A 21,268-nucleotide genomic window follows, 5' to 3' on the forward strand; every position below is an offset into this window, starting at 1 on the left:
CCGCCCCCGGATGAGGGCCGCTAGTCGCGGCCCCCCGAATCCGACCCTTTGAATCCCTGAGCGACGACATACCATTCCGACGAGCCCTTGCGGCTCGCCGGCGGTTTGGCGTGCTTGACCGTCTTGAAATTCTTCTTGAGCAGCGCGAGCAGCTGCGCGTCGGTGCCGCCTGCGAGCACCTTGGCGAGGAATTGCCCGCCGGGCGCCAGCGTCTGGATCGCGAAGTCGGCCGCGGTTTCGACCAGCCCCATCGTGCGCAGGTGATCGGTCTGCTTGTGGCCCACGGTGTTGGCCGCCATGTCCGACATCACCAGATCGGGCGGCCCGCCCAGGTGGCCCATGATCGTCTCGGGCGCTTCGTCGGCCATGAAGTCCATTTCCAGGATCGTCACCCCGTCCAGCGGCTCGGTCGGCAGCAGGTCGATCCCCACGATGGTCGCCTGCGGGCGCTTCTTCTGCGCGATCTGCGACCAGCCGCCCGGCGCGATGCCCAGATCGACGATCCGCTCCGCCCCGCGCAGGATGCCGAACTTCTCGTCCAGCTCGATCAGCTTGAACGCGGCGCGGCTGCGATAGCCGGCTGCCTTCGCCTCGCGCACGTAGGGGTCGTTCAGCTGCCGCTCCAGCCAGCGGTTGGAGGATGCGGTGCGCCCGCGGGCGGTCTTTACGCGCTTTTGCGGGTCGCCCCGGCTACGGCTCATTATGTTCGTGTCCCACGGTCCAGGTCGCCCGACATGAGGCTGCGCAGAATGCCTTCGCGAATGCCGCGATCGGCAACGCCCAGACGTTCGGCTGGCCACAGGTCGAGGATTGATTCGAGAATTGCACAACCCGCCACGACCAGTTCGGCGCGGTCGGTGCCGATGCACGGCACCTTGGCCCGGTCTGCCAGGCTGAGGCCGGAGAGATGCGCGGAAATGTCGCGCATGGAGCGCGACGGCACGATCAGGCCGTCGACTGCGCGGCGATCGTAATGCGGCAGTTGCAGATGCAGGCTGGCGAGCGTGGTCACCGTGCCGCTGGTGCCCAGCAGGCGGATATCCTCGGCCGACGGAGCGTCGCCGATTCGCCGGGCAAAAGGCGCGAAGCTTTCGTCCACCGTCCGGCGCATCGCGGCGTAGAGGTCCAGCCGGCCCTGCTCGTCATCGGCCTGGCCCGGAGTCATGCCGCCCATCACCGTGTCGGTCAGCGAGACGACACCCCACGGCACGCTCTGCCAGTCGAGAATGCGCGGGATCGCGCCTTCGCCCGGGCCGACCAGAATCAGCTCGGTCGAGCCGCCGCCGATATCGAAGATCAGCGCGGGGCCGTCCCCCTGTTCGAGCAGGACGTGGCATCCCAGAACCGCCAGCCGTGCCTCTTCCTGCGCGGAGATGATGTCGAGCACGATGCCCGTTTCCTCGCGCACGCGATCGATGAACTGCGCGCCGTTGACCGCCCTGCGGCAGGCTTCGGTGGCGACCGACCGGGCGAGGAAGACGTTGCGGCGGCGCAGCTTTTCCGCGCAGACATGCAGCGCGCCCAGCGCGCGGTCCATCGCCTCGTCGGACAGCCTTCCCGACAGGGCAAGGCCTTCGCCAAGGCGTACCACCCGGCTGAACGCGTCGATCACGGTGAAATCCTGCCCCGATGGCCGCGCGATCAGCAGGCGGCAATTATTGGTCCCCAGATCGAGCGCGGCATAGGCCTGTCGCCCGCCGCGCGGGCCCTTCTGGCCCGGTGCCGGAGTGCGCTTGGCAGCGCTATTGCGTCGCCTGCCATCGGACTTGCGGTGGCGTTTGGGAGAATTCGTGGGCTTCGGAGGTTGGTGGTAGCGTTTCTCTGCTACCTCGCCGGACATTTTGCCCTCCGTCGGGTAAGCCCCTTTGCTGTCGTCCGGCGGCGCGAAGTCCGCCATAAGTACTTTTCCAATCCACCCGCAGCGAGATCCCGCGGGCACCTGACCCGGACGCTAAACGCCTGGGCGCATTTGAGCAAGGCTGGCCTGAGCGGATGAGTGCTTGACGCTGCGGCCTCGGCTTTCTAGATGCGCCGCTTCGCGAACGTGTTCCGCCCGCTCTGCGGGCCCGTCGCAATGCTATTGCCCCGTCGTCTAATGGTAAGACTACGGACTCTGACTCCGTCAATTGAGGTTCGAATCCTCACGGGGCATCCAGCTTTTTCCAAATTCGCCCAACACGTTCTCGGTCCTTGCCGGGCGCGCGATTGCCGCCTATCGCCGCTTCAATGAGCAAAGATGGTGGTGTGCGCGATCTCTACGATCGCCGGTTTTATGGGGCGCAGGAAGAGGCGGGTTTCGCCGAGGGCGCCAGCAGCTTCGATACGCCGCAGACGCGGCACCCGGCCTACAAGCTGGCGTTCAGCGACGAGGAGTTCCTCCTCAAGCCAGAGCTGCGCCCGGTTCGTTTCCAGCTTGAGCTGCTCAAGCCGGAAATGCTGCTGGATCAGGCGGGCGTGGGCAGCACGCTGGTGATGTACGGCTCTGCGCGAATCCCCTCGACCGAGGATGTCGAGGCGATGGAAAAGCGCGCCGAAAGCGAGCCCGAGGATGAAGCAAAGGTCACCCGGAGCCTGATCGGCAAGGCCAAGTATTATCAGGAAGCCTACAACCTCGCCCGGATGGTCACCGAAAAGGCGATCATTGAGAATGGCGAGCGGCAGTTCGTCGTCACCACCGGTGGCGGCCCGTCGATCATGGAAGCGGGCAATCGCGGCGCAAGCGACGCAGGTGGCGAGAGCATCGGCCTCAACATCGTGCTGCCGCACGAGCAGGCGCCCAATACCTACGTCACGCCCTATCTCAGCTTCCAGTTCCACTACTTCGCGCTGCGCAAGATGCACTTCCTGCTGCGCGCGAAGGCGGTTGCGGTGTTCCCCGGCGGGTTCGGCACGTTCGACGAGTTCTTCGAACTGCTGACGCTGATCCAGACCGGCAAGATGAAGCCCATGCCGATCCTGCTGTTCGGCGAGGATTTCTGGAGCCGGGTGATCAATTTCGAGGCACTGGCCGAGGAAGGGACCATTTCGGCGCGCGATCTCGACCTGATCACCTGGTGCGAGACCGCGGACGAGGCGTGGGCGGCGATCGCCAAGTTCTACGACCTGAAGGTATAGCGGGCGCGGGCGGCTCTCGTCGCTAGGACGCCCGGCCCACAGCTCTACAGTTTGCGCACCGCCTGATGGCCCATCGGGCCGTGGCCGTCGCCGAAGCCCGGCGCGTTCTCGATCGCCGCGCGGGTGAACTGGCGGGCGAGGCGGATCGCGTGATGCAGCGGTTGCCCGTGGCCGACCAGCGTGGCGATGGCGGCGGACAGAGTGCAGCCCGTGCCGTGCGTGTGGCGCGAATCAATCTTCGCATCGTCGAACTGCATCAGGAAACCTTCGGGCGAACACAGGATGTCGATCACCCGCGCATCGTCCGTGTGCCCGCCCTTCGCGAGCACGTGGCAGTCATTCGCCTCGGCCAGCGCGATCGACGCCTCCACGATCTGCCCGGTATCGGTCAGCGATCGTCCGGCGAGAATTTCGAGTTCGGGAAGGTTGGGCGTGAGCAGCGTCGCTAGCGGGAACAGCTGCTCGCGCATGATCTCCACCGCATCTTCGCGCAGCAGCCGCGCGCCCGAGGTGGCGACCATCACCGGGTCGAGGATCAGTGGCACCCCCTGCGCCTCGGGCAGGGTGGCGAGGCCCTTGGCGACCTCGGCGATGATCCCGGCATCGTGGAGCATCCCGATCTTGATCGCGTCCGCGCCGAAATCGGTCAGGCAGGAATCGATCTGTTCGACCACGAAGTCGCCGCTCAGCGGAGTGATTCCCTGCACCCCGCGCGAATTCTGCGCGGTGATCGCGGTAATCGCGGTCATCGCATAGCCCCCCAGCATCGTGATCGTCTTGATGTCGGCCTGAATCCCTGCACCGCCGCCCGAATCGGACCCGGCGATGGAAAGAATGCGGGGAGGGGGCTTGTCGCTCATCCCTTGAACTTGCGCTCGGTGCTGGCGGGATATTTCTCGAGGAGGTCGCCCGTTCGTGTCGGGCGGTCCATCAGCTCGCCTCCGCAATTGGGGCATAGGTCGTCCAGCCTCTCCGCGCACTGCGCGCAGTAGGTGCATTCGAAGCTGCAGATGAAGGCGCCCGGCCGGGGCGCGGGCAGATCCGCACCGCAGCGTTCGCAATCGGGCCGCATGTCCAGCATCAGCTGGCCGCCCTGACCGCGTCGCACACCGCGTCGACCACCTGTTCCACCTCGCCCGCATCGTCGCCCTCGGCCATCACGCGGATCAGGGGCTCGGTGCCCGAAGCGCGGATCACCAGCCGCCCCTTGCCCGCCAGCGCCCGCTCCGCATCCTTGATCGCGGCCTTGACCGTTTCCGCGTCGAGCGGGCTCGCCCCGTCGTAGCGCACGTTCTTGAGCAGCTGGGGCACGGGCTCGAACATCCGCAGCTCTTCCGACGCGGGGCGGTTGGAGCGGACCAGGCTGGCGAGCACGCGCATCGCCGCGACCGTTCCGTCGCCGGTGGTCGCATGGTCGAGCAGGATCATGTGGCCCGACTGTTCGCCGCCGACATTGAACCCGCCGCTGCGCATCCGGCCCAGAACATAGCGATCGCCGACCTTGGTCCGCTCCAGCGTCAGACCCTTGCCTTCCAGATAGCGTTCGAGGCCGAGGTTGCTCATCACCGTGGCGACCACGCCGCCACCGCGCAGCTGGCCCTTTTCCGCCATGCGGGTCGCGATCGAGGCCATGATCTGGTCGCCGTCGATCGCCTCGCCCTTCTCGTCGATCACGATCAGCCGATCCGCATCGCCATCCAGCGCAATGCCGATATCGGCGCCGGTCTCCACGACCTTGGCCTTGACCGCGTCGAGAGAGGTCGAGCCGACCCCGTCGTTGATATTGGTGCCGTTGGGATCGACGCCCAGCGTGATGACCTCCGCGCCCAGTTCCCAGATCGCGCTGGGGGCGACCTGATAGGCGGCGCCATTGGCGCAATCGACTACGACCTTCAGATCGTCGAACCGGGTCTTGTCGCTGACCGACTGCTTGACCGCGTGGATATAGCGCCCGCGCGAATCCTCGATCCGGCGCGCGCGGCCGATCTCGCTGGCGGGCACCAGTTCGGGCTCCTGATCGATCAGCGCCTCGATCGCGGCCTCGTCCTCGTCCGACAGTTTGAAGCCATCGGGGCCGAACAGTTTGATGCCGTTGTCCTGATAGGGATTGTGGCTGGCCGAGATCATCACCCCCAGATCCGCGCGCATCTCACGCGTCAGCATCGCGATCGCGGGGGTGGGCAGCGGCCCGGTCTGGATCACGTTCACGCCCATGCTGGTGAAGCCCGCGACCAGCGCGTTCTCGACCATGTAGCCCGACAGGCGCGTGTCCTTGCCGATCACCACCCGGTGGCGATGGTCGCCCCGGCGAAAATGTGCGCCCGCCGCCTGCGCGACGCGCATCGCCATGGTCGCGGTCATCGCGCCCTTGTTTGTCTCTCCGCGAATTCCGTCGGTGCCGAAGTATTTGCGTGCCATGATCGAGCTCTTCACACCCTTGCTTGTCGTCTGTACCGAGGCGAACCTGCGCCGCGCGCTTGTGGACGCGTGCGCACGGCGATGGAAGGGGGCAATCGCGCTTGTCGGCACCTGAGACAACCCGTCCCGCACGGCTGGTGACTTTGCGCCTGCCGGTCTGGTGGACCTTCGGCGGGCTCGTCGCGGGGCTGATCGCCGGATCGCTGATCGCCGGGCGGCCGGTTGCGGACAGCATTCTGCCGGTCACCGCACCGGCCGGCGCGCTGTGGCTGCGCGCCTTGCAGATGACGATCATTCCGCTGGTCGCCGCGCTGCTGGTTCTGGGCATCACCCAGCTCGCCAGTGCCGCGCGCGCCGGGGCGACCGCGCGACGGATGCTGGTGTTCGTCGCGGCGGCGCTGGTCTTCGGCGGGGTTGCGACATTGATCGCGATGCCGTTGTTGCTCGATGCGGTGCCCGCGCCCGCGGGCGCGCAAAGCCTGCTGGCCGCGAATGTCGAGCCGCAAGAGGTGCCTGGCCTGAGCGAATTCATCCTCTCGCTGATCGCGCCCAACATCATTGCCGCCGCGGCCGAGACCGCGATGCTGCCGCTGACGATCTTCTTCGCGCTGTTCGCGGTTGCGATCACCCGCCTGCCCGATTCCCAGTCGGCTATTTTGCGCAGCTTCTTCGAGGCTGTGGCGAACGCGATGCTGATGCTGATCGGCTGGGTGCTGTGGGTTGCGCCGGTCGGGGTCTTCGCGCTGGCGCTCGGGGTCGCAGTGCGAGCCGGCGGAGACGCGGCGTTCCTGACTCTGATCCACTATATCGCCACCGTCGCGGCGATGGGCGGGATCGTGCTGGTCGCCGCCTTCGTGGTCGGTGCCGTGCGGCACGGGCCGCTTCCTTTCGCGCGCGCGCTGCTGCCTGCGCAGGCGGTTGCCATCTCCACCCAGAGCTCGCTCGCGAGCCTGCCCGCGATGCTGGCGAGCGCACGGCGGCTCGACATCAGCGAGAATGTCGCGGATTTCGTGCTACCGCTCTCGGTCGCGATCTTCCGCGCGACCAGCCCGGCGATGAACCTCGCGGTGGCAATCTACGTCGCGCATCTGTTCGGTATCGAGCTGGGCCTTACCGCCATGCTTGCCGGGCTGGCGGTCGCCTTCGTGATCTCGATCGGGTCGGTCAGCCTGCCCGGCACGATCAGCTTCGTCGTCTCGATCGGGCCGATCGCGCTGGCGATGGGCGTGCCGGTCGAGCCGCTTGCGCTGCTGGTCGCGGTGGAGATGATCCCCGATATCATGCGCACGCTGGCCAACGTCACCGCAGACGTCGCGCTCGCCAGTGCGACCGACGGTGAAAAGGGCGAAAATCTTGCAACGGATGCCGCGCCCGCGCGTTCACTTACCGACAGCTGAACCACAAACCCAAAGAATGGGAGACAACACACATGGCTTTCGAAGTTACCCCGCTGCCCTATCCCGACACCGTGCTGGCCCCGGCGGTCTCCGCCGAGACGCTGAGCTATCACCACGGCAAGCACCACAAGGCCTATATCGACAAGACCAACGCGGCGATCGAAGGCACCGATCACGCGGACAAGTCGCTCGAAGAGATCATCGCTGCCGCGCGCGGCAGCGACCAAGGCCTGTTCAACAATTCGGCGCAGAGCTGGAACCACGGGTTCTATTGGAACTCGATGGCGGGCGAAGAAACCGCCGCCTCGGACGAGCTCAAGAGCATGATCGAAAGCGCCTTCGGCTCGGTCGATGCGCTCAAGGAAAAGCTGCAGGAACGCGGTGCCGGTCACTTCGCCAGCGGCTGGGTGTGGCTCGCCGAAAAGGGCGGCAAGCTCTCGATCGAGGAAACCCATGACGGCGACACGCTGGCCGACCAGGCCGGGGTGAACCCGCTGCTCGTGATCGACCTGTGGGAGCACGCCTACTACCTCGACCACCAGAATGCGCGTCCGGCCTATCTCAAGGCGCTGACGACCGAGAAGCTGAACTGGGGCTTCGCGAGCGAGAACCTCGCGCGCGGCGAGACCTGGAAATATTCCAGCTGATCGGACGAGATATCGTCAATGATTGAAAAGGGGTCGGGCCGCGCTGCGGTCCGGCCCCTTTTTTGTGAAGTTGGTATTACCCGTTGGGCGGAGGCGTGAGGGTCTCGTCCGCCTCTTCGATCAGCGGGGTTTGGAACAGCGGTTCGCCGAAGATGAAGCCGAGCAGGTTGGGCCGCCCGACATGGTCGAAGAAGGCGGTCAGCATCAGCAGCAGCGGGACCGACAGCAGTGCGCCGATCGCGCCCCAGATCCAGGTGAAATAGGAAAAGGCGAGCAGGATCATGACCGGGTTCATGGTGAACCGGCGGCCGAGGATCGCGGGCGTGATCGCATTCGCCTCGAACACGTGCAGCGTGATGTAGGCGACCGCAGGGATCATGCCGAGAAACACCGAATCCGCCGTGCCCAGCCCGAACAGCACCAGCAGCCCGGTCATCGCCAGCGGGCCGACATAGGGGATGAAGTTGAGCAGGGTTGCAAGGCCGCCCCACATGATCGGCGCGGGCAGCCCCATGGCCCACGCGCCCAGCGCGACGACGATGCCGACGCCCAGATTGATCCACGCCACGGTCAGGATGTAGGCAGCAACCCGATCCTGAACCTCGCGCAGCACGCGCGCAGCCTTGACGCTGGTGCCGAAGCTGGTCCGCCCGAACAGGATGTTGCGCCGCAGCCGACCGCGCGCCTCGACCATGAAGAACGCCATCAGGAAGGTCAGCATCACTTCGAGCAGCAGCACCGGCGCGCTGATCGCGACCTGCTGGAACACCGAAGGGCCCGCCAGCGTCACTTCGGTCGCGCCCGATCCGCCGACCAGATCCGCCAGCCGCTCGTTGGCATTGGCGAGCCAGGCGAACTCCTCCTGCATCTCGCGGTAGCGCGATCCGATCTGCTCGATCAGTTCGGGCAGCCGGTCGAACAGAGAGAAAGCGGGCTGCAGGATCGCGCTGAAGGCAAGCACCACGATCGCGACGAAAATGACCAGCGCGAGCACCGAGGCAAGCGTGTTGGGCACGCCCCATGACGACAGGCGATCGGCCAGCGGGGCGAGCAATACGGTCAGGAGAACGGCGGCGGTGACCGGCAGGAAAACCACCGAGCCTATCGACAGGACGAAGGGCAGGGCGAGGAACAGCCCCACGCCCAGCAGCAGCACCAGCGTGCTCAGCAGGCGCAGTTCCTGTTCGGCCAGCAGTGTGCGTTTCTTGGAACCGCCGGTAGCACGTGGCGGCTTGTCAGGCCGACGTTCCGCTTCGCCCCCCGGCTCGCTCATCGTGGCGATCCGACGATGCAGTGTGCGGTCAGGGCGCGCCCGGGCAGGGCGCGGATGCCATCAGCTGCGCCCATTGGTCGGTTCGGCCAGACCATTGCCCGCTGCGACATCGTCCAGCTCTTCCAGAATCGCGCGGTGGGCGGTGTCGTCGTCGATCGACCGGCGCGGGATATCGCCATCGGCAAGCATCGCGTTGAGCGCGGCGCGGGCGCGGCCCACGCGGCTCTTGATCGTGCCGACCGCGCAGCCGCAGATATTGGCCGCTTCTTCGTAGGAGAAGCCACCCGCGCCCACCAGCAGCAGCGCCTCGCGCCGCTCGGGCGGCAGGGTCAGCAGCGCACGGTGCATGTCGGACAGGTGGATCGGCTCTTCCTGGCCCGCCGGGGCAGTCAGGATGCGTTCGGCAACGTTCTCGTCGTATTCGCCGCGAAAGCGGTTGCGGCGCATGTCGGTGAGGTAGGCATTGCGCAGGATCACGAAGGTCCACGCGCGCATGCTGGTGCCCGGCTCGAACCGCTCCTGCGCGGCCCACGCCTTCATCAGCGTTTCCTGCACGAGGTCGTCGGCCATGTCGGGCCTGCCGCACAGCCCGCGCGCAAAGGCGCGCAGGTGCGGAACCACGCCCGTCAGCTCACGCTTGAACTCGACCGGATCGGCGGCGGGTGCGGGGTGCCCGCTCATGACTTGCCACCGCCCTTGTCGGCGTCTTTTTCAGGATCGTCGAACTGAGCGAGCAAATCCTTGAAGCTGTCGGGAATCGGTTCGTCGACCACGGAGTCGTAAAGGCTTCGCAGGCTGTCCGCCCAGCGAGGCTCTTCCATGCTCGCGCCATCCTTGCCAGCGCCCTTGAGGTGCTGGCCCTGCGTATCCGGAGTGTGTTTTTCGTTCATGCCTGTCGGCTTACATGGGGTATCGGTAGCCGAAACCCAAGCCTGCCCTTCCCATAATCGATCCAAGACAACAGGAACGTTGCTGCCCGCGCGTGGTTCCCTTGCTAAATCCAGCATTCACCAGGCCGCCGGACGCGCGGCCCGAACGATATTCAAGCGGAGCAGTAGTGGCGTCCGATCCGACACTTCCGACACGGCGATTCAGGCGATGGCTGGTCCATTACCCCCGTGCCGTGCCGGTGGTAATCTTCCTGCTGATCACCGCGATCACTGCGCTGAGCGTCTATGCGATCGAACGCGGCGAGCGGCGGCGCGAGCAGGCGCAGCTCAACGAAACCGCGCAGGTGATTGCGTCCTCGCTGGACCGGCGGGTCAATACCAGCGGATCGTATCTGATCGCTGGCGCTGCTCTGATCAGCACGCTTGACCGGGTACCCGCCGATCTGTTCCGCCGCTTCGCCACCGAACTGCGCCTGGATGCCGATTATCGCGGGGCGGAGGGGATCGGCTGGGCGCCGATCGTGCCGAGCGGGCAGGTCGGCAGCTTCGAACGCATGGTGCAGGCCGATACCGGCGAGCCGTTCCGGATCACGCCGCGGCCCGAGGCAGGCAGCAACTTCGCGGTGCCGGTGACCTTTCTGGAGCCAATGAGCGAACGCAATGCGCGCGCGCTTGGCTTCGACATGTATTCCGAGGCCGTCCGCCGCAGCGCGATGCAGAAGGCGATCGAGACCGGTCGCCCGACCGCGAGCGGCAGGATCGTCTTGGTGCAGGAAGGCGAAGGGCGCGATTCGGGCTTCATCATCTACATGCCCGTGTTCGAGCCGGGCACGCGCGACGAGTTGATCCGCGGCTTCGTCTATGGCCCGTTCAATTCGCAGGTGTTCCTCGATTCGGTGCTGACGCGCGAACTTGTCGGCCAGCGGGGCGTGCGGCTGTATGATGGCGAGCCGGTTGCCGCCAATCTGGTCGCGGCGCACGCGCCTGGACGGCGGACCGGGCGGGTGATGCGGATCGAGGTCGATCTGGCCGATCGGCCGATGACGGTGGAGGTGGAATCGGCACGCGGCGATGCGCTTTCGCTGCTGTCGATGATCACGCTGCTGTTCGGGATCGCGGTCGCCAGCCTTTCGATGCTGGTCGCACGCCTGCTGACCCAGCAGGCGCATGAGGACCAGGCGGCGCTCGATTTCTATGCCGAGCAGAACTCGATCCGCAATTCCCTGACCCGCGAGCTTAACCACCGGGTCAAGAACACGCTCGCCAATGTGCTGTCGATTGTCGCGCTCACCCGGCGACGGGCGCATTCTCTGGAGGATTTCGCCAGCGGGCTCGACGGGCGGATTCGCGCCCTGTCCGCGACGCACGATCTGCTGACCCAGTCCGAATGGGGCACCACGCCGCTTCGCGCGGTGCTGGAGGCGGAGTTGGCGCCCTATGCCAATTCCGCCGAATCGATCCTCAAACTCGAAGGGCCCGAGGTCGATCTTGCGCCCAATGACGCTCTGTCGTTCGGCCTCGCGATTCACGAACTGGCGACCAATGCGTCCAAATATGGCTCCCTCTCGGTCGAAGGCGGGCAGCTCGATGTCACCTGGCACCAGTTGCGCGACAATCTGGTCGAGGTGCTGTGGCAGGAGCGCGGCGGGCCGACGGTACCGAGCGAGCGCCCGCGTGGGTTCGGCACCGAACTGATCGAGAAGATCGTCGCGCACGAGCTCAAGCACCCGGTCGAGCTCGACTTTGCGCCGCAGGGCGTGCGCTGCGTGCTGCGGGTGCCGGTGCGCAAGCCGACCGAGTTCAGGATGCGGGCGCGCAATCGCCCCGCCGGTGTGCAGGCGAGCGATTGAGTGGCTGCGAGCGGGCGCTAGGCCGCTCGCCGCTGCTCCAGTCAGCGGGAAGCCTTGTCAGAGGTCAGAGGAGACAAAAAAAGGGCGCCGCAATCGCGACGCCCTTTTCTTTTGTTCGATGAGACGTTCCCTCAGGCGGAGGCGTTCTCGTGGCTGGCGTTGAAGAACAGCGCTTGGCTGATCGCCGCGCGCACGGTGGCTTCCTGGAACGGCTTGGTGACCAGATAGGTCGGCTCAGGCCGGTCGCCGGTCAGCAGCCGCTCTGGATAGGCGGTGATGAAGATCACCGGCACGCTGCCGATGCTGAGAATATCGTCCACCGCATCGAGGCCCGAGGAGCCATCGGCGAGCTGGATATCCGCCAGCACCAGACCCGGGGTCTTCTCCGCGACCACCTGCTGCGCCTGCGTGCGCGTGGCGGCGGTGCCGCAGATGTCGTGGCCGAGGCCGCGCACGAGGTCTTCCAGCTGCATCGAGATCAGCGGCTCGTCTTCGATGATGAGCACGCTGGTTGCCGATTCGCGATCGATCTCGGCGATCGCATCCTGGACCATCTTTTCGACGTCCTGCGGCGCGATCTCCATTATTTCGGCCGATTGCTCGATCGTGAAATCTTCCAGCGTGGTCAGCAGCAGCGCCTGCCGGTTGAGCGGCGTGACGGTTTGCAGTCTATCGGCGCTGATCTGGTCGGGCAGGTCGGCATTGTCCGCCCCACGGTCTGACACTTCGAGATAGGCGCTCGACCACACCTTGTTGAACGCCCGGTACAGCGGCACGCGGCCACCTTCGAGCGAGGACTTGAGCTCGTCGTCGGCCAGCGCCGCTTCGAGCGTGGCGCGCACGAAGGCGTCACCGGTCTGCTGCGATCCCGTCAGCGCGCGCGCGTAGCGACGCAGATAGGGCAGGTTTGCAGCGACATTTTCTCCAATGGACATGTAGTATCTTTCCCGTCTGAACCTCTCGCCAACGTCCGGCGTCGAGGCAGGTTCCAAGCCTGCGCAAGTTCGCTTGTAAAGCGCCAGCAAGGTGGTTTCGATGACGTGCTGGTGAAAGGGGCGAAAAAAATTTGCGGGGCGAGGAACCGGCTTCGGGCCGGGGCATTCTCCCTATGTCACCGCCGAGACCCCCCTCCCGTCCAAGCGGCCGGTGATACGATCCCGAAGGCCTTCGTTCCGCACCATGCGGATCGAAGGCCTTTTTTTGTGCCTGAGGGTGGTGTGCGAAAGGCGCAGTCCGGGCGTGCCGGGCGGCGCCCGGAAGAACGCTCAGTCGCGCTTGAGGCGGGAGAGGAAGGAGGGCCGCTCGGGCTTGCCGACATGCGCCAGCAGGTCGTCGAAATCGTACGGTTTACCCAGCACCGGGCCCAAGTCTGCGACGTGGGCGGGTATCTCGTCAGGCGATCCGGTCGCGAAGATGACCTTGGGCGCATTGGGGCCGAGCGCCCGCAGCACTTCCGCAATTGCCCAACCATCGCCGCGGTCGGCCAGATGGACATCGAGGATCACGGTCTCGACGTCGCCATCGCGCAGCCGCTCGATCGCCTGCGATGTCGTCGCGGCGATCGCGATGTCGCGCGCGCCCGCCTCGATCAGCGCGTCTTCCACCGCGAGGGCAAGGACGGCATCGTCTTCGACAATCAGGACAGGCCCGTAATTGCGGGTCTTTCGGGGGCTGGCGCCGTCCGGCGGCATTCGTACGTATCCTTCGCGAGGCCGGGGGTCGGCAAGTGGGGATATGCAGCAAACGCCGCGGGTGTCCCTCGCGTTCCGGAGCGAATGCGCGCGCTTACAGATCCTTCTCGTAGATCACGTATTCGCGGTTGATGCTGCTGTCGATCGCGTCTGCGATGGCGACCATTCCCTGATTGTCTTCGAGGATCCAGCCGACCTCGCCACGATCCGAATGAAACACGCTGCTCGCCGACTGCCTGATCTGGCTGATCATCATGAAAGCGAGCTGGCTGGCGAGGCGGGAGTTATGCAGCCGCTTGCGCACACCCATCAGCGGCACCCGCATCCCTGCGTGCATGGGTTTGCGCAGCCAGCGCAGGGTCGCAAGCCAGCCGAACGGGAACAGCTTGCCGCGCGTGCGCGCGAACAGATCGTTGACGTTGGGCAGCGTCATCATGAAGGCGACCGGTTCGCCGTCCAACTCAGCGATGCGGTTGATTTCCGGGTGGATCAGCGGGCGCAGCTTCTTGCCGGTATAGGCAACTTCCGCCTCGGTCAGCGGCACGAAGCCCCAGTTCTGCGACCATGCATCGTTGAGGATTTCGAGAACGATTTCGATCTCGCTCTCGTAATTGTCGAGGTCGATCGGGCGCACGCGGATCCGGTTATTGCGCTCTCCCGACTTGACGATCCGTTGCACCAGTGGGGGGAATTCCCGAGCGACGGGCAGGTCGTAGGTATAAAGGCGCTTGGCCGGTGCATAGCCCGCCCCCGCGATGTAGCCGGCATAGGGTTCGGGATGGTGGCCCATCATGATCATCGGCGAATGATCCTGCCCGCGCACCAGCAGGCCGGGTTCTTCCCAGATGGACATGGAGATTGGGCCGAGGACCCGGTTCATCCCCTGCGTGCGCAGCCAGTCCTCCGCCGCTGCGAGCAGCGCGCTGGCAACCGCTTCATCCTCGGCATCGAAATAGCCGAACATGCCGGTGCCGGGGCCCATGCCCTGTTCGGCGGGCACCTCCAGCGCCAGCCGGTCGATATGCGCGCTGATCCGGCCGACCGGCTTGCCGCCGCGATGGGCGAGGAACAGTTGCGCTTCGGCATGGCCGAAGAACGGGTTCTTGCCCGGATGGATGAGTTCGAGCTGTTCGGCCCGCATTTGCGGAACCGAGTGCGGCAGCTGCGCGGCGAAGCGGCGGCCCAAGTCGACGAAGGCCGCACGGTCGCGGCTTTTCGTCGCATCGAGCGGCGAGACGGTGATGTCGGTCATAAATCTCTGGGCATTTCAGCCGGCCGGCCTGCTGGTGAGCGCAAGATGGGCCATGATGGTGTGGTGCTGGAAAGCGCTGACGATCGGCTCACGCAAGGTTGTGCGATCGAGATCGTGGCTGCGTTTGCGGAACGGCAGATCGGCTTGGGCCTTCGCGGTGTGCGGTCCCGACACGGGCAAATTCCTGTTTTGCGTCCCCTTGGGTGTTTCTACGCTTTTGCGAGAAGGTTGCAACACCAACACAAACGGCCCGAACCTCGCGTTTAGCGCGACAGATGGCCGTTGGGGGCAACCTTCTGAATGCGCGGTGCATTTAGGGATTGTTGCAAACCAGTCAACCAAGCACGCAGACCATTGCGATGCGCGCTACGGCCGGCATGCCCCGCTCCGCCTCGGCCGCGAGTTCGCCTGCGAGACGCGGGTTGTCGGCTGCGGCGAGCTCGACGAAGCCCATCCGGCGATAGAACGGCGCGTTCCATGGGACGTCGGCGAATGTCGTAAGCGTGATCGCGGTGAAGCCCGAATTGCGCGCGTCGATCATGCATCCGCGCAGCAGCGCGGATCCGATCCCGCGCCCTTGCCAATCGGGATGCACACTGAATTCGTATGCATGCAACTCGCGCCCGAAGGGTTCGGTCGCCAGAAAGCCAACAATCTGCTCGCTGGCCTGCGCCACAAGGCAATGGCCGCGCACGATATAGCGCTCCAGTCGATCGACCGGCACGGTTGCCTGCCCGGCGACCCACGCCAGCCCATCGAAGCGTTCGAACATCCTGCCCGCCGCGCGCTCGATCGCGGGCATCGCTGCCGCATCGTCGCGCTGCGCGAGGCGGATGTGCCAGTCGTCGGTCTTTGCGCCGCTCACTCTTCGGTGCGAACGAGCACGGTCTCGCCGATCATCAGGAACAGCAGGAAGGGTGCCCATGCGGCGAGGAAGGGCGGATAGCCCCCGAAATCGCCCATTGCGAGCGCGGCGTTGTCGATCACGAAATAAGCAAAGCCGAGCGCCATGCCGATCAGCGCGCGCATGAACAGCTGACCCGAACGGGCGAGGCCGAAGCCTGCGACCGCGCCCAGAATGGGCATCAGCACCGCGGCGAGGGGGCCCGAAATCTTGTGCCAGTAATTCGCTTCCAGCTCTTCCGTGTCGCGGCCGGCCTGCCGATAGGCCTCGATAGAGCTGCCCAGCTGCCAGAACGGCTGTGTGGTGGGGTCGATCTCCTGCAGCTCGATCGTGGCGGGGGTGATGCCGGGGGCAACGGTCAGCTGGCTCGGCTGCGCCAGGCTCGCCGTGCCGACGGTGAATACGCTCGGGTTCTGCATAGCCCAGCCATCGGGCCCGTGAACCGCCATCGGCGCATCGACCTTCTGGGTAATCTCGGCCGTCGGACTGCGCCTGTAATAGGTCACATCGCGCAGGGTCGGGGCGGGGCCGCCACCTGAATAGCTGCGCGCGGTCAGGATGTTCTGCCCGTCCTCGAGATAGATGCTGCCCTTGCTTTTGGGCTTGTCGGGCAGCGCGCCGAATTCGGTCGCCTCCCACGCGGTCAGCTGTGCGGTCGCGCGAGTCACCACGCGTTCGTTGAAGGCGAAGCTGATCCCCGCCACCAGCAGTGCGGTGACGATCAGCGGGGCGAGCACCTGATGCGCAGACAGGCCCGCCGCCTTCATCGCGATCACTTCGCTGTTCTGATTGAGCGTGACCAGCGTGATGATCGTCGCCAGCAGCACCGAATAGGGCAGAAACCGCTGGATAAGCATCGGTACGCGCAGCGAGGCATAGAGCCACAGATCCGCCTCGGTATTGCCCGGGACCTCCAGGATCTGGCCGCTGTTGGACAGCAGGTCGAGCATCATCAGCACCAGTACCAGCATCACCAGCACCGCGAAGATGCGCAGTGAGAACATCTTGGCAAGGTACAGCGTCAGCGTGCGCGACGGGAAGAAGTCGAACGTCATATCCTGGCCGCTCAGCTCGCCTGTTCGACGCGGAAGGCGTCGGCCCGGCGCTTGGGACGCAGCAGCTTGCCGATCCGTTTGACGATCTTGGCGAAGGCGCTTTCCAGCGCGCCGATTGGCTGGCCGCCGGGGACATGGGCGATCTGCCAGTACCACCACAGGATCAGCCCGGCGAAGATCGCGAACGGGCCCCACAGGCCCAGCGTCGGATCGACCCGGCCAAGCGCGGCGAAATCCTGCATGTACTGATTGACCTTGTGATAGGCGACCACGAGGATCACCGCGACGAACACACCCAGCGCGCTGGTCGACCGCTTGGGCGGAATCGCCAGCGCCACCGCCAGTAGCGGCATGAACAGCATCATCGCCAGCTCCACCATCCGGTAGTTGAAGCTTGCCTGGCTGCCCAGGCGCTGGGCCTCGGTGGTCGTATCGCTCCACCCCATGCGGAGCAGTTCGGGCAGGATATACTCGCGCTCCGCCTCGCCCCGGGCGCGGAACTGCTCGATCGCGGGCAGGTCGATCGGCAGGTCGTGTTCGGTAAAGCTGAGCACGCGCGGGGTCTCGCCCGGCGGGTCCTGCACGATCGTGCCGTCGGACAGGCGCAGGATGATCGTGTCGGGATTGTCGCTGGTCGACAGGAACCTGCCCTCGCGCGCGCTGATCGAGAGGGTCTGTCCGTCCTCGGCGTTGATCCGTGCGAAAATGCCCTTGAGCTTGCGGCCGGAATCCTCGCTCTCTTCGATCCGCAAAGCCATACGGTCGGCCAAAGTGGTGAACTCGCCGACCTTGATCGACGCGCCCAGCGCGCCTGAGCGCAGATCGAACTGCAACTCCTCGTAATAATATTTGGAGACGGGCTGGACGTAGAACACGATCGCCGCGTTGACCGCCATCAGCGCCAGCGTGATCGCGAAGGGCACCCTCAGCAGGCGCCCGTAGCCAAGGCCGACCGCGCGCATCACGTCCAGTTCGCTCGACAGGGCAAGCTGGCGGAACGCGAACAGGGTGCCCAGCAGCAGGCCGAGGGGGATCGCCAGCACAGCATAATCGGGCAGCAGCGTGCCGAGCATCTGGAACACCACGCCGACCGGCCCCCCCTCGGTCGACACGAACCGGAACAGCTTGAGCATCTGTTCCAGCATCAACAGCGTCGCGGCGAGCGCGAACACGCCGATCATCGGGACGATGGTCAGGCGAAAGATGTATCTGTCGAGACGCGAAGAGAAGGGCAAGCGTGGTCCCGCGGCTAAATGGACGGTCGTGGTCGCGATGCCCTAGCGGCAATGCGCGCAAACGTCATGTGGCTTGTCGCACGTCGCCCGGTTCAGGCCTTTTCAAGCGTGCACTGGAGCGGGTGCTGGTTCTGCCGGGCGAAATCCATCACCTGGTTCACCTTGGTTTCGGCGACCTCGTAAGGGAAGATTCCGCACACCCCCACGCCGCGCTGGTGCACCTGCAGCATCACCCGCGTCGCCTCTTCCATATCCATCCTGAAGAACCGCTTGAGCACGATGACCACGAATTCCATCGGGGTGTAATCGTCGTTGAGCATCAGCACCTTGTACTGGCTCGGCTTCTTGGGCTTGGCGCGGGTCTTGGTCGCGACCCCGACATTGGGGTCGGCCGGGCGACCATCCTCGCCATGGTCGTCGTTTCCTGCTGCGGTCGGTGCGCGCGAAGGAAGGGGCGCAGCATCGCGCGGGCGAAGGCTGGCGTCGGGCGCGCGGGGTGTGGCGGGATCGTGCATGGCCAAACAATATCGTAACGCCGGGCAGATCTGCAAGGGACCGGCGGTGGCGAGGGGGGAATGCAAAAGGGGCCGGGCGACATCTGCGCCCGACCCCTCGTGACTTGGTCCGTTACCGGACTGGCGGATCGTTGCCGAAGCCCGGCCCGCTATGATCGCAAGCTCAGGCGGCGAGCTTGTTCATCTTGTCGACCGCTTCGCTCACGCGGCTGGTCAGCGGCGCGAAGGCGTCGTTGGTCAGCTTGATCCACGCTTCGGTGTTCTTCGAACCGGTGGCGACTGCGTGGTCGAACGAGCGGCGCATGATGTCGCCCTGCAGCTTGACCAGTTCGGTCGGCGACTTGGCGGCGGCCATCAGGCGCGCATCTTCGCTCATCTGGTCGGCAGCCTTGCGGGTTTCTTCCACGGCACCGCGGGTGAGGTCCTGCATGCCGGTGAAGAGGATCTTGCCCGCTTCGGCCATCGCTTCGGCGTTGGCGCGCTGGAAGGTGACCATCTCGCCGGTCATTTCGGTACCCTTTTCATACATGCCCGCGAGGCGGGTCTGCATTTCGGCGGCCATGTCGTTCGCAAAATTGGGGGCGAAATTGGGGGTCTTGGTTTCAGTCTTGGTAGCCATGGTGGTGTCCTTCGTCTTGGGGGAGGCAGCGGTCTTGGGGGCCGCCTTCGATTTGGTGGGGGTGGCCTGCTTGCGCTTGGCGGGGCCGGCCTTCTTCTTCGCGACGGGAGCCTTCACGGCAGGCTTCGCCGGCGCGGTCTTCTTGGCCGGCGCCGCTGTCTTGGCGGTCGCAGGCTTGGTGATTGCCTTTTTCGCAGGTTCCTTCGCCGTCACGGTCGGGGCAGGCGCCTCAGGCGCCTTAGCCGATTCGGTCACGGGCTTGCGCTCGCTGTCGGACTTCGCGGCAACGGCGGACTCGTAAGCCTTCTGCGCCGCGGCGTCGCCCTTGTCGGTGGTCTGGTCAGCCATTTGAACGGTAACCTCTTACTACTTGCTGCATTGCACAAATAGCAATTGTGCAATGCGAATTCAAGCAGTTTTTGTGCAGTGCACAAATTGCGGTTTACCGAGGGGAAATGGGCCCTCTACCGGGTTTTTACGTAGCGCCCCGGGGCAGGTTCGATGACCGTGTCGGTCTTGCCGCTGCCCGGCTTGCGCTTGCCCCGCGCGGGAATTTCCCTGTCGTCATGGCTGCGGATCCACTCGATCCAGTCGGGCCACCAGCTGCCCGGATGCTCCGTGGCACCCTTGCGAAACTCCTCGAGGCTGCCGACGCTTTCGTCCTCGTTGATCCAGTACTGGTACTTGCCCGAGGAAGGCGGATTGACGACCCCGGCGATGTGGCCCGATCCTGCCAGCACAAAGCGGGTGGGGCCGGTGAAATGCTCGGTCAGCTTCCAGACGCTGGTCACGGGCGCGATATGGTCGTCCTTGCCTGCCTGGATATAGGTCGGCACCTCGACCCTGGTCAGGTCGATCGCCTCGCCCAAGGCCTCCAGCTTGCCCGGCTTCACCAGCAGGTTGTCGCGGTAGAGATCCTGCAGATAATTGCGGTGCCACTTGGCGGGCAGGTTGGTGACGTCGCCGTTCCAGTGGAGCAGATCGAACGCGGTGTGATCCTCGCCCAGCAGGTAATTGCGCACGACATAGTTCCAGATCAGGTCGTTGCCGCGCAGCAGGTTGAAGGTCGCCGCCATGTAGCGCCCGTCGAGATAGCCGTCGCGCTCCAGCCCCTTGATCGTGGTCAGCTGCTGGTCGTCGATGAAGTGGAGCAGATCGCCCGCATCGTCGAAATCGACCTGCGCGGTGAAGAATGTCGCGCTCTTGACCTTGTCGGCCTCGCCCTTCGCTTCCATCACCGCGAGCGTCGCGGCCAGCGTGGTCCCCGCTACGCAATAGCCGATCGTGTGGACGGCGGGCTGCCGCAGGCGCTTGCGGACATGGTCGATCGCCTCGATCTGGGCGGCGATATAGTCGTCCCACACCACGTCCTTCATCGATGCGTCGGCCGATTTCCAGCTGACCATGAACACGGTCAGCCCCTGGTCGACCGCCCATCTCACGAAGCTCTTCTTCTCATTGAGATCGAGGATGTAGAACCGGTTGATCCACGGCGGAAAAATCACCAGCGGAACCGACAGCACCTTCTCCGTGCTCGGGTCGTATTGGATCAGCTGGAACAGCTCGGTCTCGTAGATCACCTTGCCCGGCGTGGTCGCGATATTCTCGCCCACCACGAAAGCTTGCGGGTCGGAATGGGTCAGCTGGCCCTTCTGCAGATCCTGCAGCAGGTTCTGCATACCCTTGACCAAGCTGTCGCCGCGGGTCTCCAAGATCCGGTCGAGCACGATCGGATTGGTCGCGGGGAAGTTCGCTGGGCTGAGCGCTTCGGCCATCGCCTGGGTCGCGAATTTGAGCTGTTCGCGCTTGGCCGGATCGATGTTGTCCATCTGCTCGACCATCGCCTCCACCCGCTCGCTCAGCAGCAGATAGGTCTGGTGGATCAGCGCATAGACCGGCTGTTCGCGCCACCGCGGATCGGCGAAGCGGCGGTCTTCGCGGGGCAGCTTCGGGCTGGTCGCCTCGGCCTCGCCGCCCTGATCTTCTGGCGGGAGCATCAGCGCCTGCCACAGCTGCGCGCTTTCCGCCCACCAGCGCTGCTGTTCGGCAGGGTCCGCGAAGGGCAGCTGCTGGGTCCAGCTTTCGAACATCGCGAACCACTTGGCGGGCCACTGGGCGGGATCACCCGCCATCATATCGCTGGTCGTCTCGATCGCGTGGGTCTGGCAGAATTCGAGCCACATCGTCTGCAGACGGGTCGCGTTCTCCGCCCATTTCTGAAGGTCGGCGAGCGCGGGCGGCGTGTCATCCGCATCCTTATCCGCATCGCTCTGGCCCGGGGTGGTGAGTGGCGCGAGCATCATCTGTGTCCAGCGCGCCTGCGCCTCCAGCATCGCGGAGAACATGTTCCCCTCGGCTGGATCGGATGAATCCTTGGCCATCGCATCGGTCCTTTCAGTCGATTTCCC

The 21,268-nt window shown here is 65.2% G+C and carries 22 protein-coding genes and 1 tRNA gene; 5 read left to right on the forward strand and 18 right to left on the reverse strand.

Annotated features, from left to right (window positions below; translation table 11 throughout):
• Positions 1-20: 20 nt before the first annotated feature.
• On the reverse strand, positions 21-701 hold the full coding sequence (locus tag VO57_004320; protein XBL70577.1) for an RlmE family RNA methyltransferase: 681 nt from the start codon (positions 699-701) through the stop codon (positions 21-23).
• Complete coding sequence (locus VO57_004325) at positions 701-1,897, reverse strand: Ppx/GppA phosphatase family protein (protein ID XBL70578.1); 1,197 nt, start codon at positions 1,895-1,897, stop codon at positions 701-703. The genes VO57_004320 and VO57_004325 overlap by 1 nt, the downstream gene beginning before the upstream one ends.
• A gap of 184 nt (positions 1,898-2,081) precedes the next feature.
• On the opposite strand from VO57_004325, the gene VO57_004330 reads away from it, so the two are divergent.
• Together VO57_004330 and VO57_004335 are read left to right on the forward strand one after the other, a co-directional pair.
• Positions 2,082-2,155 (forward strand) — tRNA-Gln (locus VO57_004330).
• Between the two features lie 71 nt (positions 2,156-2,226).
• On the forward strand, positions 2,227-3,114 hold the full coding sequence (locus VO57_004335; protein XBL70579.1) for an LOG family protein: 888 nt from the start codon (positions 2,227-2,229) through the stop codon (positions 3,112-3,114).
• A gap of 44 nt (positions 3,115-3,158) precedes the next feature.
• Here the strand turns inward: VO57_004335 and thiD are convergent, their stop codons facing one another.
• From thiD to glmM, 3 genes are read right to left on the reverse strand one after another with little or no spacing between them, the layout of a single operon-like run.
• A complete protein-coding gene (gene thiD, locus VO57_004340) occupies positions 3,159-3,974 on the reverse strand; it encodes a bifunctional hydroxymethylpyrimidine kinase/phosphomethylpyrimidine kinase (protein XBL70580.1) in 816 nt (271 codons plus the stop codon).
• On the reverse strand, positions 3,971-4,195 hold the full coding sequence (locus VO57_004345; GenBank protein XBL71392.1) for a DUF1272 domain-containing protein: 225 nt from the start codon (positions 4,193-4,195) through the stop codon (positions 3,971-3,973). Before VO57_004345 ends, thiD begins: the two co-directional genes overlap by 4 nt.
• Positions 4,195-5,532: a phosphoglucosamine mutase gene (gene glmM, locus VO57_004350; protein XBL70581.1), complete on the reverse strand. Its 1,338-nt coding sequence runs from the start codon at positions 5,530-5,532 to the stop codon at positions 4,195-4,197. Before glmM ends, VO57_004345 begins: the two co-directional genes overlap by 1 nt.
• Before the next feature lie 137 nt (positions 5,533-5,669).
• Here glmM and VO57_004355 point away from each other — a divergent pair, with 137 nt between their 5' ends.
• Entirely contained in the window at positions 5,670-6,929 is a 1,260-nt protein-coding gene (locus VO57_004355; protein XBL70582.1) for a cation:dicarboxylase symporter family transporter, read from the forward strand.
• Positions 6,930-6,961: 32 nt separating this feature from the next.
• Entirely contained in the window at positions 6,962-7,576 is a 615-nt protein-coding gene (locus VO57_004360; protein ID XBL70583.1) for a superoxide dismutase, read from the forward strand.
• 76 nt (positions 7,577-7,652) lie between these two features.
• Here VO57_004360 and VO57_004365 read toward each other — a convergent pair whose 3' ends face one another.
• Genes VO57_004365 through VO57_004375 form a run of 3 tightly spaced genes read right to left on the reverse strand, consistent with a single transcriptional unit; the run spans position 7,653 to position 9,739 of the window.
• Entirely contained in the window at positions 7,653-8,849 is a 1,197-nt protein-coding gene (locus VO57_004365; protein XBL70584.1) for an AI-2E family transporter, read from the reverse strand.
• Between the two features lie 60 nt (positions 8,850-8,909).
• Positions 8,910-9,530 (reverse strand): sigma-70 family RNA polymerase sigma factor, encoded by a 621-nt coding sequence (locus tag VO57_004370; protein XBL70585.1) that lies wholly within the window; start codon positions 9,528-9,530, stop codon positions 8,910-8,912.
• Positions 9,527-9,739: a NepR family anti-sigma factor gene (locus tag VO57_004375; protein ID XBL70586.1), complete on the reverse strand. Its 213-nt coding sequence runs from the start codon at positions 9,737-9,739 to the stop codon at positions 9,527-9,529. The genes VO57_004370 and VO57_004375 overlap by 4 nt, the downstream gene beginning before the upstream one ends.
• A 239-nt stretch (positions 9,740-9,978) precedes the next feature.
• Between VO57_004375 and VO57_004380 the strand changes: the two genes are divergently transcribed.
• Complete coding sequence (locus tag VO57_004380; GenBank protein ID XBL70587.1) at positions 9,979-11,589, forward strand: CHASE domain-containing protein; 1,611 nt, start codon at positions 9,979-9,981, stop codon at positions 11,587-11,589.
• Positions 11,590-11,720: 131 nt separating this feature from the next.
• Here the strand turns inward: VO57_004380 and VO57_004385 are convergent, their stop codons facing one another.
• The 10 genes from VO57_004385 to phaC all read right to left on the reverse strand — a co-directional run bounded on the left by VO57_004385 (position 11,721) and on the right by phaC (position 21,241).
• Positions 11,721-12,524: a response regulator gene (locus VO57_004385; protein ID XBL70588.1), complete on the reverse strand. Its 804-nt coding sequence runs from the start codon at positions 12,522-12,524 to the stop codon at positions 11,721-11,723.
• 330 nt (positions 12,525-12,854) lie between these two features.
• Entirely contained in the window at positions 12,855-13,280 is a 426-nt protein-coding gene (locus tag VO57_004390; protein XBL70589.1) for a response regulator, read from the reverse strand.
• Between the two features lie 94 nt (positions 13,281-13,374).
• Positions 13,375-14,532, reverse strand: a complete 1,158-nt coding sequence (locus VO57_004395) for an N-acetyltransferase (GenBank protein XBL70590.1) — start codon at positions 14,530-14,532, stop codon at positions 13,375-13,377.
• Positions 14,533-14,547: 15 nt separating this feature from the next.
• Positions 14,548-14,706: a hypothetical protein gene (locus tag VO57_004400; GenBank protein ID XBL70591.1), complete on the reverse strand. Its 159-nt coding sequence runs from the start codon at positions 14,704-14,706 to the stop codon at positions 14,548-14,550.
• Between the two features lie 160 nt (positions 14,707-14,866).
• The gene (locus VO57_004405) at positions 14,867-15,397 is read right to left on the reverse strand and encodes a GNAT family N-acetyltransferase (protein ID XBL70592.1); all 531 of its coding nucleotides are present in this window, start codon (positions 15,395-15,397) and stop codon (positions 14,867-14,869) included.
• Positions 15,394-16,491 (reverse strand): LPS export ABC transporter permease LptG, encoded by a 1,098-nt coding sequence (gene lptG, locus VO57_004410; protein XBL70593.1) that lies wholly within the window; start codon positions 16,489-16,491, stop codon positions 15,394-15,396. The genes VO57_004405 and lptG overlap by 4 nt, the downstream gene beginning before the upstream one ends.
• A gap of 11 nt (positions 16,492-16,502) precedes the next feature.
• The gene (locus VO57_004415) at positions 16,503-17,726 is read right to left on the reverse strand and encodes an LptF/LptG family permease (GenBank protein XBL70594.1); all 1,224 of its coding nucleotides are present in this window, start codon (positions 17,724-17,726) and stop codon (positions 16,503-16,505) included.
• A 92-nt stretch (positions 17,727-17,818) separates the two neighbouring features.
• Positions 17,819-18,241, reverse strand: a complete 423-nt coding sequence (gene clpS / locus VO57_004420) for an ATP-dependent Clp protease adapter ClpS (GenBank protein XBL70595.1) — start codon at positions 18,239-18,241, stop codon at positions 17,819-17,821.
• A 163-nt stretch (positions 18,242-18,404) separates the two neighbouring features.
• Positions 18,405-19,208 (reverse strand): TIGR01841 family phasin, encoded by an 804-nt coding sequence (gene phaP / locus VO57_004425; protein ID XBL70596.1) that lies wholly within the window; start codon positions 19,206-19,208, stop codon positions 18,405-18,407.
• A gap of 116 nt (positions 19,209-19,324) precedes the next feature.
• Positions 19,325-21,241 carry a class I poly(R)-hydroxyalkanoic acid synthase gene (gene phaC, locus VO57_004430; protein ID XBL70597.1) on the reverse strand — a complete coding sequence of 639 codons (1,917 nt, stop codon included), beginning with the start codon at positions 21,239-21,241 and terminating at the stop codon, positions 19,325-19,327.
• Between the last annotated feature and the right edge of the window lie 27 nt (positions 21,242-21,268).

Origin of the sequence: Citromicrobium bathyomarinum (assembly GCA_001306305.2) — a bacterium.
Taxonomy (GTDB): domain Bacteria; phylum Pseudomonadota; class Alphaproteobacteria; order Sphingomonadales; family Sphingomonadaceae; genus Alteriqipengyuania; species Alteriqipengyuania bathyomarina.